Origin of the sequence: Roseibium sp. Sym1, assembly GCF_027359675.1 — a bacterium.
In the GTDB taxonomy this organism is placed as follows: domain Bacteria; phylum Pseudomonadota; class Alphaproteobacteria; order Rhizobiales; family Stappiaceae; genus Roseibium.
Genome location: NZ_CP114786.1, coordinates 5136608 through 5153195, shown reverse-complemented (window position 1 = coordinate 5153195; position 16588 = coordinate 5136608). Strand labels below are relative to the sequence as shown.

8 protein-coding genes are annotated in these 16588 nt (G+C 60.8%); 4 read left to right on the top strand and 4 right to left on the bottom strand.

Features of this window, described 5'->3' with window-relative positions; genetic code table 11:
• The first annotated feature begins 15 nt into the window (after positions 1-15).
• From O6760_RS23965 to O6760_RS23955, 3 genes are all read left to right on the top strand, one after another.
• The gene (locus O6760_RS23965) at positions 16-1089 is read left to right on the top strand and encodes a 2Fe-2S iron-sulfur cluster-binding protein (RefSeq protein ID WP_269582170.1); all 1074 of its coding nucleotides are present in this window, start codon (positions 16-18) and stop codon (positions 1087-1089) included.
• A gap of 23 nt (positions 1090-1112) precedes the next feature.
• On the top strand, positions 1113-3161 hold the full coding sequence (gene paaZ / locus O6760_RS23960) for a phenylacetic acid degradation bifunctional protein PaaZ (protein ID WP_269582169.1): 2049 nt from the start codon (positions 1113-1115) through the stop codon (positions 3159-3161).
• Positions 3162-3440: 279 nt separating this feature from the next.
• Positions 3441-3803: an SHOCT domain-containing protein gene (locus O6760_RS23955; RefSeq protein WP_269582168.1), complete on the top strand. Its 363-nt coding sequence runs from the start codon at positions 3441-3443 to the stop codon at positions 3801-3803.
• Between the two features lie 105 nt (positions 3804-3908).
• On the opposite strand, the gene paaK is transcribed toward O6760_RS23955, so the two are convergent.
• From paaK to paaG, 3 genes are read right to left on the bottom strand one after another with little or no spacing between them, the layout of a single operon-like run.
• Positions 3909-5216, bottom strand: coding sequence for a phenylacetate--CoA ligase PaaK (gene paaK, locus O6760_RS23950; RefSeq protein WP_269582167.1), 1308 nt, complete (start codon positions 5214-5216; stop codon positions 3909-3911).
• Positions 5217-5251: 35 nt separating this feature from the next.
• A complete protein-coding gene (paaI, locus tag O6760_RS23945) occupies positions 5252-5677 on the bottom strand; it encodes a hydroxyphenylacetyl-CoA thioesterase PaaI (protein ID WP_269586345.1) in 426 nt (141 codons plus the stop codon).
• Between the two features lie 7 nt (positions 5678-5684).
• Positions 5685-6479, bottom strand: a complete 795-nt coding sequence (gene paaG, locus O6760_RS23940) for a 2-(1,2-epoxy-1,2-dihydrophenyl)acetyl-CoA isomerase PaaG (RefSeq protein ID WP_269582166.1) — start codon at positions 6477-6479, stop codon at positions 5685-5687.
• Positions 6480-6734: 255 nt separating this feature from the next.
• On the opposite strand from paaG, the gene O6760_RS23935 reads away from it, so the two are divergent.
• A complete protein-coding gene (locus tag O6760_RS23935) occupies positions 6735-8057 on the top strand; it encodes an HlyD family type I secretion periplasmic adaptor subunit (protein ID WP_269582165.1) in 1323 nt (440 codons plus the stop codon).
• A gap of 121 nt (positions 8058-8178) precedes the next feature.
• Here the strand turns inward: O6760_RS23935 and O6760_RS23930 are convergent, their stop codons facing one another.
• Entirely contained in the window at positions 8179-16458 is an 8280-nt protein-coding gene (locus O6760_RS23930; protein WP_269582164.1) for a cadherin domain-containing protein, read from the bottom strand.
• Positions 16459-16588: the final 130 nt, after the last annotated feature.

The following is a 16588-nucleotide window of genomic DNA, read 5'->3' as shown; positions in this document are numbered from 1 at the left end:
CTTGGGAGGACTAGCATGTCACGGTTTCACGCCCTGACGGTGACCGGCGTTTCGCCGGAAACACGGGATTCGGTCGTTGTGACACTGAAACCGCGGCCGGAAGACGAGGATCTGTTCCGCTTCGACCAGGGCCAATACCTGACATTCCGCCGAGACTTCGACGGCCATGAAGTGCGCCGCTGCTATTCGATCTGCGCAGGCACGGAAGAGGGCGCACTGAAGGTCGGTATCAAGCGTGTGGACGGCGGCGCTTTTTCCTGCTGGGCCCATGAAAGCCTTGCAGTTGGCGACACGGTGGAAGCCATGCCGCCGCGTGGAAGCTTCAATGCGCCGATCGCACCTGACCAGGCACGGTTTTATGTTGGCTTTGCAGGCGGCTCCGGCATTACGCCGGTCCTGTCGATCCTGAAAACCGTTCTGGCGCGTGAGCCCAATGCCCAGTTTACACTGGTCTATGCCAACCGGCAGATCTCCTCGATCATGTTCCGGGAGGAGTTGGAGGACCTCAAGAACCGTTATCTCGGCCGTCTGCAAGTGATCCATATTCTCAAGAGCGATGCCCAGGACACCGAACTCTTTTCCGGCCGCATCGACGAGGAGAAACTTGCCGACCTTTTCGACACGCTGATCGACCCGCAGGACATTGATCTCGCCTTCCTGTGCGGTCCGCACGGCATGATGGAAACGGTGCGCAAAAGTCTCGAAGCGCGCGGTGTGGACGCCGACCGGATCAAGCAGGAACTCTTCAAGTCCGACCAGCCCGGCCGCCTTCCGCCCAAGCTTCGGCCGGAGGTCGTCGACGGGTCCGCCAAGGATGCCGATCTGAAACTGACCATCGACGGTACCACCCGCGACATTCACATGGAGCCGGGCGAAACCATTCTGGAATCTGCCCACCGAAACAACATCGATGCGCCGTATTCCTGTTGTGCCGGGGTCTGCTCCACCTGCCGCGGCAAGGTATTGGAGGGCGAAGTCGAGATGGCCGCCAACCATGCCCTGGAAGACGACGAGATCCGGGACGGCTACGTGCTCACCTGCCAGTCGCGACCGCTGAGCAAGCACCTCGTGGTCACCTACGACGCCTGAACCTCAAATCCGAAAGCCATTTCATGACCGTTCATCCGCAGAAAACCCGTATTCTGGAAAGTTATCTGGCCGGAAGCTGGCGCCCCGGAAAGGGAGACGGCAAGCCTCTACTCGATGCGTCGACCGGCGCACCTGTCGCCACCATAGATGCATCGGGCCTGGATCTGGCGGAAGCGCTCGAATGGGGGCGTGCAACGGGTGGCAGCGCCCTGCGCAAGATGACCTATCACGAGCGCGCCCTGATGCTGAAGACGCTTGCCCAGGCACTGATGGACAAGAAGGAACTCTTCTACCAGGAAAGTTTTGCCACCGGTGCGACCCGCAAGGACGGCTGGATCGACATCGAGGGCGGCATCGGCACCATGTTCGCCTATTCCTCCAAGGCACGCCGCGAAATGCCGAACACGAAAGTGTTTGTCGAAGGTGCGGTCGAGCCGCTCTCGCGCGACAACAGTTTCTCAGGTCAGCACGTTCTGACCCCCTTGCGTGGAATCGCCATACACATCAATGCCTTCAACTTTCCCTGCTGGGGCATGCTTGAAAAGATCGCGCCCGCTCTGATCGCGGGCGTGCCATGCCTGGTCAAGCCTGCCAGCCAGACCGCCTACCTGACGGAGCTGATGGTCCGTCACATCCTGGCAACCGGGATCCTACCTGAAGGCTCCCTGCAGCTCCTGTGCGGTTCGGCCGGAGATCTTGTCGACCATGTCACCGGCCAGGACGTGGTCACCTTTACAGGCTCGGCGGCAACCGGCCAGATGCTCCGCCAGAACAAGGCGATCGTTCGAAATTCCACACGCTTTACCATGGAGGCGGACAGCCTGAACGCGGCCGTTCTCGGGCCAGATGTGTCACCGGAAGACCCGGAATTCCAGCTCTTCATCAGGGAAGTTGCTGGAGAAATGACTGTGAAGGCCGGACAGAAATGTACGGCGATCCGCCGCGTGATCGTTCCGGGTCCTATGGTGGATGCCGTTGCGGACGCGCTGGGGCAGCGCCTTGGCAAGGCGGTGGTCGGCGACCCGCGCGACGAGGCGGTCACGATGGGCCCGTTGGCCTCGAAAGGCCAGGTAGAGGAAGTGCACGCACGCATAGAGGACCTGACATCGGAAGCGGAGATCGTGTCGGCACCAACGCGCGACCTGGCTTTGGAAGGCGCTTTTGCCGGACCCGTGCTGCTTCATTGTGCCAATCCGCTGAAGGGCGAGGCGGTGCATTCCGTGGAGGCCTTTGGGCCGGTCGCGACGATCATGCCCTACGACACCGTGGAAGATGCGGTCGAACTGACTCAAAAGGGCAAGGGGTCCCTGGTGGCTTCGGTCTTCACCAATGATCCGCAGGTCGCCGAGGAAGCCGTGCTCGGCATGGCGCCGTTCCACGGGCGCATCCTGATCGGCAATCGGCGAAGCGCCAAATCATCGACCGGACATGGCTCGCCACTACCGATGCTCGTCCATGGTGGACCCGGACGGGCCGGAGGCGGCGAAGAACTCGGCGGATTGCGCTCGATCAAGCATTACATGCAGCGCACCGCGGTGCAGGGGGCTCCGAACCTTCTCGGCGCCGTGACCGGGCGCTGGATTTCCGGGGCGCCGGGCCACGAAGACAAGCGCCACCCGTTCCGCAAGTCCCTGGCGGAACTCAAGATTGGCGACAGGCTGGTCACTAGGTCGCGAGACGTAACCCTGCAGGATATTGAACATTTTGCGGAATTCACCGGCGACACCTTCTATGCCCACATGGACGCGGCCGCGGCCGAGAGAAATCCCTTTTTCGAGGGCAGGGTGGCCCATGGCTACCTGATTGTGTCATTTGCCGCCGGTCTCTTTGTCGACCCGGACGAAGGTCCGGTCCTGGCGAATTACGGTGTCGACAATCTGCGTTTCCTGACGCCCGTCAATGCCGGTGACGCGCTGAAGGTCCAGCTGACGGCAAAGGAAATCTCGCCCCGGATCACAGCCGACTATGGCGAGGTTCGCTGGGACTGCCTTGTCACCAACCAGAACGACGAGCCGGTGGCACAATATGATGTGCTGACCCTCGTCGCCAAGGAATGGCAACCGAAGACCTAGGTCCCGGTGCCAAAAGAACGTCGGCAACGCCGCTGATCAGAGAAACAATCAGCGCCCGTCGCGGCGGTCTGCGGCAGGTTCCCGCCAGCCGCATGAAACTGGGAACTCTTGATCGAGATCAGAGCATTCAGGATCGAACCGGATAGTATAGACGTGTTCACGGTCAGGCGTGGCGTATTCCGCCGCCAAAAGGCCGGACTCAAGCGCCAGCCAGGTCGCGCTGCATTTCCGCTGATCTGACTGGCACGATGCTCCACGGAACCTGAAGGGAGTAAGTTGATGAACACTGTCGCGGTCTGGTGTTTGCGCCTGCAAGGTGCCATCGCGTTTGTGCTGCCGGGCACCGCCCTGGCACAGTCCACCCAGGATTTCGACCGTTATGGCTGGGGCCACCACATGTCGGGATGGGGTGGCGCCTGGTACGGTATGGTCTTCGGCCCGATCTTCATGATCCTGGTACTCGCTCTGGTGATCGCCATAGCTGTGCTCCTCGTGCGCTGGCTTGGCGGCGCATGGCATGCGTCGCCCGGGCATCACCAGCCTCAAACCCACAAATCCGTCGACATCCTGAAGGAGCGCTATGCCCGGGGTGAAATCGACAAGGAAGAGTTCGAGGAACGGCGTCGCGTCCTGGGCGAATAACCCGCCCCGGAGCAGAGCAATCGTGCGGCGGTGCGGAGGGGACGGAAATGCCGGGAGCACCAGGGTGACGGGAACACAGTCACCCCGGCTTCCTCCATCACACTCCTACCGGGACCTGTTGTCGACGACTCGCTTGGCTTTGCCGGCGGACCGCTCCACCTGGCCGGGTTCGGTCACATCGATCACCGAAGAGACACCAACCACGCTCTTGATGTGATGCGCAAGTTCCCTGGCTGAAGCCTGACGTGCCTCGGAGGACGCGGCCGCAGGAAGGGCTTCGACGTGAACCGTCATCACGTCCAGCCGGTCTTTCTTGGCCAGCTCGATCTGGAAATGCGGCGACAGGCCTTCGCATTTCAGGATCTGCTCCTCGATCTGGGTCGGGAACACATTGACACCACGCAGAATGATCATGTCGTCGGACCGGCCGGTGATCTTTTCCATCCGGCGCATGCTCCGGGCGGTGCCGGGCAAAAGCCGGGTCAGATCACGCGTGCGGTAGCGGATCATCGGCAAACCTTCCTTGGTGAGCGTGGTGAACACCAGCTCACCGATCTCGCCGTCAGGCAGGACCTCGCCGGACTGCGGATCGATGATCTCCGGATAGAAGTGATCCTCCCAGATGTGCAGACCGTCCTTGGTCTCGACGCATTCATTGGCGACACCGGGGCCCATCACTTCCGAAAGGCCGTAGATGTCGACCGCGTGCATGTCGAAGGCCTGTTCGATTTCCTGGCGCATGGCATTCGTCCAGGGTTCCGCGCCGAAGATGCCGGTCGCCAGGGAGCTCTCGCGCGGATCGATGCCCTGACGGCGGAATTCGTCGAGGATCGACAGGAGATAGGACGGTGTCACCATGATGACCCGCGGTTTGAAATCCTGGATCAGCGTTACCTGGCGCTCTGTCATTCCGCCCGAGACCGGCACCACCGTGCAGCCCATTTTTTCCGCGCCGTAATGGGCGCCGAGGCCACCGGTGAAGAGACCGTATCCATAGGCGACGTGGATGATATCGCCCGGACGGCCGCCGGAAGCCCGGATCGACCGCGCCACCAGATGCGCCCACATCTCGATGTCATTGGCGGTATAACCGACGACCGTCGGTTTGCCCGTGGTGCCGGAGGAGGCATGAACGCGCACGATCTTGTCGCGGGGCACGGCGAACAGGCCGAACGGATAATGGTCGCGCAGGTCCCCCTTGGTCGTGAACGGAAACTTTGAAAGGTCGGAGAGCGTCTTCAGGTCGGACGGATGCACGCCCTTGTCGTCGAAACGTTTCTTGAATAACGGCACGTTTTCATAGGCATGGTTGAGCGACCATTTCAGCCGTTCCAGTTGCAGCGCCGACAGTTCGTCCCGGCTGGCGGTTTCGATCGGCTCGAGATCTCCGGGAAGCGGAGCCAGATTTTCCATTGTTTCCTCCCTTGGCGTCCGGTTGGCCGCCACCATCATTCCGGCAGTATAGTGCCCTTTGTTGTTCTTGAATTGCCGCGGAATTCCGCGATCACGTCGCCAGTCTGGTTGCTGACCGTCACATCATAGAGGCCGGACCGTCCTTTCCGGCTCACTTCCCGCGCCGTGGCCGTCAGCCGGTCGCCCAGATGAGCGGGAGCCAGAAACGAGATGTCACAATGCTGGGCAACTGTCACGTTATTGTAGGTGTTGCAGGCAAAGGCGAAAGCACTGTCCGCCAGCGTGAAGATATAACCGCCGTGGCAAATGCCGTGACCATTGGTCATTGCCTTGGTCACCGTCATGGACATGGTCGAGTGACCGGCCCGCACATGTGCCAGTTTCATGTCCAGATGCTGGGTGGCGGTGTCCTGTGACCACATGCGCTCGGCACAGGCCTTGGCGAGTTCGTCCGGGGTCATTTTCATGTCAGGCTCCGGTGAAACGGGCAGGGCGTTTTTCAAGAAAGGCTGTCACGCCTTCGCGATAGTCGTCGCTCCTCCCGGCCAGGCGCTGCGCGTCCCGCTCCGCATCGAGATGCGGGTCGAGACCCTGGTCAGCGGCTGCCTGGATCAGTTGTTTGGTAAGCGAAAGCCCCCTGGTCGCACCGGCGGCGAGCTGTGCGGCCAGCTTGCCGGCTTCCGCCATAAGGTCTTCATCCGGTATTGCCTTCCAGATCAGGCCCCAGTCTGCTGCTGTTTCCGCCTGGAGCGGCTCGCCGGTCATTGCGAGTGCCTTGGCCCGAACTTCCCCGATCAGCCGCGGCAGCAACCAGGTGCCGCCGGAATCGGGCACAAGCCCGATCTTGGAAAAGGCCTGGATGAACCGGGCAGACTGCGCGGCAAGCACGATATCGCAGGCAAGCGCGAGATTGGCACCGGCGCCGGCCGCGACCCCGTTGACGGCACAGACAACCGGTTTTTTCAGCGACCGGATCTGACGGACAAGGGGATTGTAAAGCGTCTCCAGTGTCACGCCGAGATCGGGGGCTTCACCGCCGCCGCGCATGTCCCGGTCGGACAGGTCCTGTCCCGCGCAGAAAGCCCGCCCGGCGCCCGTCAGCAGAACAGCCCGGATATCGGCGCTTGTCGCTGCGTCTTCCAGTCGGGCCCGCAGGGCCAGGTGCATGGATTCATTAAAGGCATTGAGCCTTTCGGGCCGATTCAGGGTAATCATCAGATAACCGTCCCGCCGTTCAGCGAGAACAGGTTCGGCGTCCGCCATGCGCTCCTCCCAAAGCATCACGCTTTTCTTCAAAAGCTCTGAAATTTGTGACATTAATGCACGACATCAGGTCCCGGTCAAAGCCGGATTTTGTCAATCGGGTACGCAGTCCGGCTTTGCCGGCCATAACAGCGGGCATCAGCCAGGGGTTTCGGATCATCCGGGAAAACATGGATAAAAACCAGTTTGGTGATTCAGCTGATATTTACTTTAATCGCGGATAGTTAGCCCGGGTAAGGTCGGCGTCAGGGCGCAATGTTCATTCGTAAATCCACCATCGAGAATTTTTCTCTGGATGTCCCTCTGGAACTGGAGGAGGGGCCTCCGCCCGTTGCCTATCGCCGGGTTCTGCAGATCCTGTCCCTGAGCGCCGTGTCCTTTCTGGTCTGGGCAGCATTCGGCCAGGTGCGTGAGGTGGCCAATGCCACCGGAGAAATCGTACCGGCCGGAAAGGTTCAGGCCGTGGGGCATCTTGAAGGCGGTATCGTTGCCGAAGTTCTGGTCCTTGAGGGACAGTTGGTCGACAAGGGAACACCACTGGTCCGGTTGCAGGAAACGGCCACGTCGAGCGACCTGGAACGCGTGCAGACGCGCTTGAGGTTCCTGGCAACGGAAGAACAACGCCTTGCAGGCAGCAGAACACCCTCGACGGATCCCAACGGCCTGAGGCTGAGTGGTGGCGCGGACTTCAGCGAAGCCCAGCAGGCTGCTTTCGACGCGCAGCGCAAGGCTTTGGAAACCGAGCAGCAGGCGCTGAAAGCCCGGATCAATGAGAAACAGGCTGAACTGACCAGCATTCTGGAACGCATCGAACTGCAGGAAACCCAGCTCGAGATAGAGCAGGAAAAATTCAATATCCAGCAATCCCTCTATGACCAGGGCTATACGTCAAAACGACGGTATCTGGACGCGAAATCCTCCCTTCAAAACGCACAAAGCGAAATGAGCGAGCTGAAGGGCATGCGCGGCCGCACCCAGGCGCAATTGGCCGAAGCGCAGGCGGGACTGGAACGATCCCTCGCGGTGGCTCAGGAAGAACTTGCCGAAGAGCGCAGCCGGGTTGTTCAGGAACGCAGTGAACTGGCTTTCGAGGCGGAGAAACAGCGCGACCGGGTCGACAGGCTGTTCGTACGTGCCCCGGTGAGCGGCCACATCAAGGCGCTTTATCTGAAAGGCGCCGGAAGTGTCCTGGCGCCGGGCGATGTTGTTGCCGAAATTGTGCCGAGCAACAGCGACCTCGTTGCCGAGGTGCGCGTCTCGCCGCGCGACATCGGTCATGTCGAGGTCGGCGATGAAGCGGAAATCGCCGTGACCACCTTCGACCCGAACATCGAAGGCACGCTGAAGGGCGAAGTGTCGGTCATCTCCGCCTCCAGTTTCCGCGACGAGTACGGCAACTACTATTTCAAGGCGATCATTCCGCTGGCGTCCAATTCGATCGGCCAGGGAGCCAGCGCGGAAACGATCTCGCCCGGTATGGTCGTGGACGCCAAGATCGTGACCGGTTCAAAATCCGTGCTTCAGTACATGCTGAAGCCCGTCACCCGCGCAATCGGGGATCCCCTCAGCGAACGGTGAGCCGGCGACTGCTCTCGCAAGCCACACAAACGACAAACGGCAAAAGACGTCCTGAACGGAGCAAAGGCCCCACCGTTTCCGATGGGGCCTTCTGTCAGTTGCCGCTGTCCGGTGACATCAGCTACCAGCGGATTTCCTCGACATCGTTGAAGTTGACGCGGCTGCCATCCGAGAAATCGATGTAGCCGTCGGCATCCTGCGACAGTTCCATGATGCCGTTTTCCGTGTCGGTGGTCTCGATGGAACCGTTTGTGATGGTCACCGTCCAGTCGGTGCCGAATTCGCCCGCCGACGTCACGCCGGGGCCGCCGCCGAGATCTATGACGTCGGTCCAGGCCGCGCCGGTGCCGGCATTGATCGTATCGCTGCCGTCGCCGAGACCATGCATGAACAGGTCCGAGCCGTCTCCGCCATTCAGGCTGTCGTTTCCGGTGCCGCCGATGATCGTGTCGTCGCCCGAACCCCCGAATATGTTGTCAACGCCGCCACGGCCGAAGATCAGGTCGTCACCGCCACCGCCGTTCAGATTGTCGTTGCCACCATAGGTGCCGCCATCGATCCGGTCGTCGTATTCACCGGTCGTGATGTTGTCGTCACCACCTACGCCATTGACGTAGTAGGACTGGCCGGAACCGCTGAAACTGCCGCTTTCGGTACCACCCGTGAACTGGCTGTCGTAGTTGCCATTCACGGAAATGCTGAATGTCTCGGAACTTTCCGAACCGTCCGCGGAGATGGCCGTCACGACAAGGTCGATCGAACTTTCCACCTGGCTGTCGAAGAAGGCGTGATCAGCGACGGTAACAACACCGTCTGCACCGATCTCGAACCGGTCGTCGCTGAGAGAATAGTTGACTGCATCGCCATTCGGATCGGTCGCCGTCGCTGTGATGCCGACCTGGGTGCCGGCTCCGTCCGTCTCATGAATGCTGTTGGTGGAGCCGTCCGAATCCGTCACGGCGCCGACGTCGGTTTGGATCAGGTCTGTGGCCGCGACATCGCCATCGGCAAACCGGAAATTCTCGACATTGGCAACCGTATCGACACCGTCCGGCGCACCGGCGCGCAGGTCTGTGACCGTGTAGCTGCCATCCACGTTTTCGACGATGTCATAGTCTTCCCAGTTGCCGGAATAGACGGCCGTGTCCGCTCCGGCGCCGCCATCGATGGAATCGTTGCCGGCGCCGCCTTCAAGCAGGTCAGCCGCCTCACCACCGACAAGCGTGTCGTTTCCGGCACCGCCTTCGAGTGTATCGCCCGGCACCTGGTAATCGGTGTCCAGCCTGTTTGCGTACATGCTCGCGTCGTCGACACTGATCGAATCCAGCGAGATGCCCTGGATCGGCTTGCTTGCCAACAGGTCGGAATCAGCGTTCGACATGTATTCCGGCGCCATGTAGACGTCGCCATTGTCCAACTGGATGACAACCGCCGAGAACGTCCCGGTGGTTCCGTCCGTGAACGTCACCGTGGCATCAAAAACCTGCAGGGAATCGAGCGCATGATCGGCACCACCGATTGTGAAGGTTTCCGCCGTCCCCGAGTAGTCGTTGTCCGCCAGCACACCGTCACCATTGGTGTCATTGGCGGTGACGCTCACGGTTTGGGTGTAAAGCGGGGAATTCGCGTTACCATAGGCGCCAAGCAGACTGGACGCATTCTCGCTCACGCCGTTGCTTTCATCCGTGTCGATGTCCGCCATGGTGCCAAGATGAATGAACGAATATGTCGAGCCGACCGTGCCGGTTCCGCCAATGGCGTCTGTCGCACCGCTCCCGGCAATCAGCGTATCGTCGCCGTCGCCGCCCTGGAGAGTGTCGGTTCCCGCGCCGCCAGACAGCGTGTCGTTGCCTGCTCCGCCGATCAGTGTGTCATCACCTTCGCCGCCGGACAGGTTGCCGCCATCATCATGGGCCGTGATCGTATCGTTGCCCGATCCACCGGTGATCGACGTTTCCGACACGCCTGAATCCGTGAACGTGGCACCACCGTCAGAAAGCTGAAGATCCTCGGCCACGTCCGCAACATCAAGTGTGAAGGTTTCCTGTGACGTCGAGCCGTCCGAAGAGGTGGCCGTGACGGTTATCGACACTTCAGGCTCGGTTTCGTAGTCGAAGCTTGCGCCGTCGGCGACGGTGACCGCGCCATTGTCGTCGACACTGAACCGGTTGTCGTCAACGGTGTAGCTGACGGTGTCCGACGCATTGCCGTCGGATGCAAATGCCGTGATGCCAACGCTGCTTCCAGCGCCTGCGTCTTCCGCCATGCCGTCGGCGGAACTGTCAGCGTCCGTTACCGCACTTACATCTTGCGCTACTAGGTCGCCCGCCAGAACATCGCCGTCAGAGAAACGGAAATTCTCGACATTGTAGACAGTGTCGGTCCCTTCGGGCGATCCGTCTCGCAAATCGATCACGGTGAAGGAGCCGTCGCTGTTTTTGGTGATCGAATAGTCGGCCCGGTTGCCGGAATAGACAGCGGTATCGGTGCCGCTGCCACCGTCGATGTAGTCGTTGCCGGCGCCGCCTTCCAGCGTGTCATTGCCCGACCCGCCATAGAGCTTGTCCGAGCCGGCGCCGCCCTCGATCGTGTCGTCGTCATTTTCACCGTACAGGCGGTCACTGCCGTCACCGCCGACCAGCGCGTCGTTGCCGCCGCCGCCATAGATGGTGTCGTTGCCGTCACCCCCGTCCAGGTAGTTGGCGTCGCTGTTGGGCTGCGTGCCGATTTCATCGTCGATGAAATCATTGCCTGCGCCGCCATAAACCACGTCGGCGCCTTCGCCGTAGAGAATGGCGTCATCGCCGGCACCGCCGTAGACGGTGTCGTCTCCGGCGCCACTGTAGATCGTGCTGCCGTCGTCATGGGCCGTGATGGTATCCGCGCTGTCATTCCCGGTGATGGATGTTTCTGCGACACCCGTATCCGTGAAGGTCGTCTGGCCCAACTCCATTTGATAGGCTTCCGCCACGTCGGCAACGGACACTTCAAAGGTTTCCTGGGAAGTCGATCCGTCAGTCGATGTCGCTGTGACGGTCAGGTAGATGGTCGGTTCGTTTTCATAGTCGAACGAAGCATTGGCCGCGACGGTGACCTCTCCGTTCTCGTCAATCGTGAACCGATTGTCGGAAATGGAGAAGGTGACATCGTCCGTGACATCATCGTCGCCTGCGGACGCAGTCACGCCGATGCTGGTACCCTCGGCCGCGTTTTCGGCAAGGCCGTTCGCCGCGGCGTCAATGTCGGTGACGGCAGAAACGTCGTACTCATCAACATCCGAGACGGCAATCGAGAAGGTCTCGGTGGAGGTCGACCCATCCGTGGACGTCGCCGTCACGGTGACGTCGATGGAACCTTCGGTTTCCGCATCGAACGAGGCCCCATCGGCGACGGTCACAACACCATTTTCGTCAACCGTGAAGCGGCTGTCGTCAACCGAGTAGGAGACACTGTCGGTCGCGTCGGCGTCGGTCGCGAGCGCAGTGACACCGACCTCCGTGCCGGCCGTCGCGTCCTCGGCAATCGTGTTGTCCGAAGCGTCGCTGTCGGTGACGGCAGAGACAGCGCTCTCGTTGACGTCGGAAACGGCGATGCTGAAGGTTTCCGTGGAGGTCGACCCATCCGTGGACGTTGCGGTCACGGTGATGTCGATGGAACCTTCGGTTTCCGCGTCAAAGCTTGCGCCGTCGGCCACGGTGACAACACCATTCTCGTCAACGGTGAAGCGGGCGTCGTCAACCGAGTAGGAGACGCTGTCGGTGGCATCGGCGTCGGTCGCCAGGGCGGTGACACCGACCTGGGTGCCGGCCGTCGCGTCCTCGGCGATGGTGTTGTCCGAAGCGTCGGTGTCGGTGACGGCAGAGACAGCGCTCTCGTTCACATCCGAGACGGCAATCGAGAAGGTTTCGGTGGAGGTCGACCCATCCGTGGACGTCGCGGTCACCGTGACGTCGATGGAACCTTCGGTTTCCGCATCGAAGCTTGCACCGTCGGCGACGGTCACCACACCGTTCTCATTCACGGTGAAGCGGTTGTCGTCAACCGAGTAGCTGACACTGTCGGTCGCATCGGCGTCGGTCGCGAGGGCCGTGACACCGACCTGGGTGCCGGCCGTCGCGTCCTCGGCAATGGTGTTGTCCGAAGCGTCGGTGTCGGTGACGGTAGACACAGCGCTCTCGTTCACATCCGAGACGGCAATCGAGAAGGTTTCCGTGGAGGTCGACCCATCCGTGGAACTTGCGGACACGGTGACGTCGATGGAGCCTTCGGTCTCTGCATCGAACGACGCGCCGTCGGCGACGGTCACCACACCGTTCTCATCCACGGTGAAGCGGCTGTCGTCAACCGAGTAGGAGACGCTGTCGGTCGCATCGGCGTCGGTCGCCAGAGCGGTAACGCCGACCTGCGTGCCGGCCGTTGCGTCCTCGGCAATGGTGTTGTCCGAAGCATCCGTATCTGTAACGGCAGAGACGGCAGTTTCATTGACGTCAGAAACGGCGATCGAGAAAATCTCGGTGGAGGTCGACCCGTCCGTGGACGTTGCGGTCACGGTGATGTCGATGGATCCTTCGGTTTCCGCATCGAAGCTTGCACCATCAGCGACGGTGACAACACCGTTTTCATTTACCGTGAAGCGGCTGTCGTCAACCGAGTAGGAGACGCTGTCCGTTGCATCGGCGTCGGTCGCCAGAGCGGTAACGCCGACCTGGGTGCCCGCCGTTGCATCTTCGGCGATGGTGTTGTCCGAAGCATCCGTATCTGTAACGGCAGAGACAGCGCTTTCATTCACATCGGAGACGGCAATCGAGAATGTCTCGGTCGAGGTCGAGCCATCCGTGGACGTTGCCGTCACTGTGATGTCTATAGAGCCTTCGGCCTCGGCATCGAACGAGGCCCCGTCAGCGATGGTGACAACACCATTCTCATCCACGGTGAAGCGGGTATCATCGACGGAATAGCTGACACTGTCGGTGGCGTCGGCGTCGGTCGCGAGCGCAGTGACACCGACCTGCGTGCCGGCCGTCGCGTCCTCGGCGATCGTGTTGTCCGAGGCATCGGTGTCAGTGACGGCGGACACGGCAGTTTCATTGACGTCAGAAACGGCGATGGTGAAGGTTTCCGTCGAGGTCGACCCGTCCGTGGACGTTGCCGTTACGGTGATGTCGATGGAACCTTCGGTTTCCGCATCGAAGCTTGCACCGTCGGCGACGGTGACAACACCGTTCTCGTCAACGGTGAAACGGGCATCATTGACGGAGTAGCTGACACTGTCGGTCGCATCGGCGTCGGTCGCGAGGGCCGTGACACCGACCTGGGTGCCGGCCGTCGCGTCCTCGGCGATGGTGTTGTCCGAGGCATCCGTGTCGGTGACGGCAGACACGGCACTCTCGTTGACGTCAGAAACGGCGATCGAGAAGGTTTCGGTGGAGGTCGACCCATCTGTGGATGTAGCGGTCACCGTGACATCGATGGAACCTTCGGTTTCCGCGTCAAAGCTTGCACCGTCGGCGACGGTGACAACACCATTCTCGTCAACGGTGAAACGGGCGTCGTTAACAGAGTAGCTGACGCTGTCGGTCGCGTCGGCGTCGGTCGCCAGGGCCGTGACACCGACCTGCGTGCCGGCCGTCGCGTCCTCGGCGATGGTGTTGTCCGAGGCATCCGTGTCGGTGACGGCAGAAACAGCGCTCTCGTTCACATCCGAGACGGCAATCGAGAAAGTCTCGTTGGAGGTCGAGCCGTCCGTGGACGTTGCGGTTACGGTGATGTCGATGGATCCTTCGGTTTCCGCATCGAATCTTGCACCATCGGCGACGGTGACCACCCCATTTTCATTTACGGTGAAGCGGGCATCATCGACGGAGTAGCTGACGCTGTCGGTCGCGTCGGCGTCGGTCGCGAGCGCAGTGACACCGACCTGCGTGCCGGCCGTCGCGTCTTCGGCGATGGTGTTGTCCGAAGCGTCGGTGTCGGTGACGGCAGAGACGCTTGATTCGTTGACGTCGGAAACAGCAATCGAGAACGTCTCGTTGGACGTGGATCCGTCTGTAGACGTTGCCGTCACGGTGATGTCGATGGAACCTTCGGTCTCGGCGTCAAAACTTGCGCCGTCGGCGACGGTGACGACACCGTTTTCATCGACGGTGAAGCGGGCGTCATCGACGGAATAGGAGACACTGTCGGTGGCATCGGCATCGGTCGCGAGCGCCGTGACACCAACCTGGGTTCCGGCGGTTGCGTCCTCGGCAATGGTGTTGTCGGAGGCGTCGGTGTCGGTGACGGCAGAAACGGTGCTCTCATTCACGTCGGAAACCGCAATCGAGAAGGTCTCGGTCGAGGTCGAGCCATCCGTGGACGTTGCCGTCACGGTGACGTCGATGGAACCTTCGGTCTCGGCATCGAAGCTTGCGCCGTCGGCAATCGTGACCACACCGTTCTCATCGACGGTGAAGCGGGCATCGTCGACGGAGTAGGAGACACTGTCGGTGGCATCGGCATCGGTTGCCAGAGCAGTCACTCCGACCTGGGTACCGGCCGTCGCGTCTTCAGCAATCGTGTTGGCCGATGCATCCGTGTCTGTAACTGCAGAAACGGTGCTCTCGTTTACATCGGAGACGGCAATCGAGAAGGTCTCGGTCGAGGTCGAGCCATCCGTGGACGTTGCCGTCACAGTGACGTCGATGGAGCCTTCGGTCTCCGCATCGAACGAGGCACCGTCGGCAACCGTGACCACACCGTTCTCATCGACGGAGAAACGGGCGTCGTCGACGGAATAGCTGACACTGTCGGTAGCATCGGCATCGGTTGCCAGGGCGGTGACACCGACCTGGGTGCCGGCCGTCGCGTCTTCGGCAATGGTGTTGTCCGAAGCGTCGGTGTCGGTGACAGTAGACACAGCGCTCTCGTTCACATCCGAGACGGCAATCGAGAAGGTTTCCGTCGAGGTCGAGCCATCCGTGGACGTCGCGGTCACCGTGACATCGATGGAGCCTTCGGTCTCTGCATCGAACGACGCGCCGTCGACGACGGTCACCACACCGTTCTCATCCACGGTGAAACGGGCGTCGTCAACAGAGTAGGAGACGCTGTCCGTTGCATCGGCGTCGGTCGCGAGGGCCGTGACACCGACCTGCGTGCCGGCCGACGCGTCCTCGGCAATCGTGTTGTCCGAAGCGTCGGTGTCGGTCAGGTCCGACACCGCGTATTCGTTTTCATCCGCAATCTGGAGAGTGAAGGTCCGTTCGGACTGGGAGCCGTCTGTCGAGGTTGCTGTCACCGTGAAAGAAACAGAACCCTCGGTTTCAGCGTCAAAGGATGCATTTTCCGCGATGCTGACGACACCCTGGTCGTCAATGACGAAGCGGGGATCATCGATCGAATAACTCACCGTATCCGAAACATCGAGATCATAGGCGGAGACTTCGATGCCGGCGAGACTGCCACCTTCGACATGTTCGGAGATCTCGTCCGAAATAGAGCCAATCGTGCTGATCGGGCTGACGTCATGTTCGTTGACATCACGAATGGCGATCGTGAAGGTCTCGGTCTGCGTGTCGCCGTCAGACGCTGTCGCAAGCACAACGATATCGTGGCTGCCGGCGGCTTCCGCATCGAGCGCGCCAGCCACGGTGACAATGCCCGTTTCCGGGTCGATGCTGAAAAGTCCACCTGCATCATCAAGCAAGCTGTAGGTGACGGATGTGCCGTCCGAGGCTTCGGCGGAAGCCCGAAGGCCGGTTGCCGCACCGATACCGGCATCCTCGTCAACAGCATCGACCGCAGTATCGATATCGGTTACTGCGGACAGGTCGGAAGCGACAACACTTTCGCCAGGGTCAACGTCGTCCGTTTCCGAGGCGGCCACGGTCCGGGGCTGGCTGTCCTGTGCGACGGCGCCGTTGTCCGCGCTCGTATCGAGATCGGAGGCTCCTGAAATTTTCGGCTCAGAACCGGTCAGGCGCTCAGTTGCACCGCCAAAGGAACCCGTGAAGGACTGGGCGCCACCGGAAGATGTTTCCTCGACAGGGAGGTCGCCGGCGGCAGAAACCGGAAGTTCTGTGTCCTGATCAAGCTGCGGTTCATCGCCGGAGACATCGGCAAGGGCAGGGGCCAAGTCGACAACATCGGCCTCATAAGCACCGTTGCCCGGTTCCTCCTCAAGCCCGAAATGCTGCTCTTCCGACTGGCTTCCAAGATGCAGGTTCGAATTGACCTGTTCCATGGATTCACCCATGTCCTGGTCAAGATGGTAATCGTGCGCCTTGTCGAGATGCTGGTCCCTGTTGTCGAGCAATCCGGAATGAAGGGCGCTGTCCGAATTCAGGGTTGTTCTCGTTTCCGTCGAACCACCGTCACTCGGACCGCCGTTTTTGTCTTCACGGGTTTCAGTATCGCTTGCCATCTCGGTCGCTTATCCGCAAAATTTCCGATCGTGCCACTGAATGCCACCGTCCTTAACAAAGCGAAAAATTCCTCTTAGAATCTGGATGTTAGTTCTAATAAAATTCTGAATTTACACTGTAGGGTAAACG

What these genes read in the sequence shown, in the direction of transcription:
- O6760_RS23935 (WP_269582165.1), top strand. Translation starts at nt 6,735, where the DNA reads ATGTTCATTCGTAAATCCACCATCGAGAATTTTTCTCTGGATGTCCCT.
- O6760_RS23955 (WP_269582168.1), top strand. Translation starts at nt 3,441, where the DNA reads ATGAACACTGTCGCGGTCTGGTGTTTGCGCCTGCAAGGTGCCATCGCG.
- paaZ (WP_269582169.1), top strand. Translation starts at nt 1,113, where the DNA reads ATGACCGTTCATCCGCAGAAAACCCGTATTCTGGAAAGTTATCTGGCC.
- paaI (WP_269586345.1), bottom strand. Translation starts at nt 5,677, where the DNA reads ATGACCCCGGACGAACTCGCCAAGGCCTGTGCCGAGCGCATGTGGTCA.
- paaG (WP_269582166.1), bottom strand. Translation starts at nt 6,479, where the DNA reads ATGGCGGACGCCGAACCTGTTCTCGCTGAACGGCGGGACGGTTATCTG.
- paaK (WP_269582167.1), bottom strand. Translation starts at nt 5,216, where the DNA reads ATGGAAAATCTGGCTCCGCTTCCCGGAGATCTCGAGCCGATCGAAACC.
- O6760_RS23930 (WP_269582164.1), bottom strand. Translation starts at nt 16,458, where the DNA reads ATGGCAAGCGATACTGAAACCCGTGAAGACAAAAACGGCGGTCCGAGT.
- O6760_RS23965 (WP_269582170.1), top strand. Translation starts at nt 16, where the DNA reads ATGTCACGGTTTCACGCCCTGACGGTGACCGGCGTTTCGCCGGAAACA.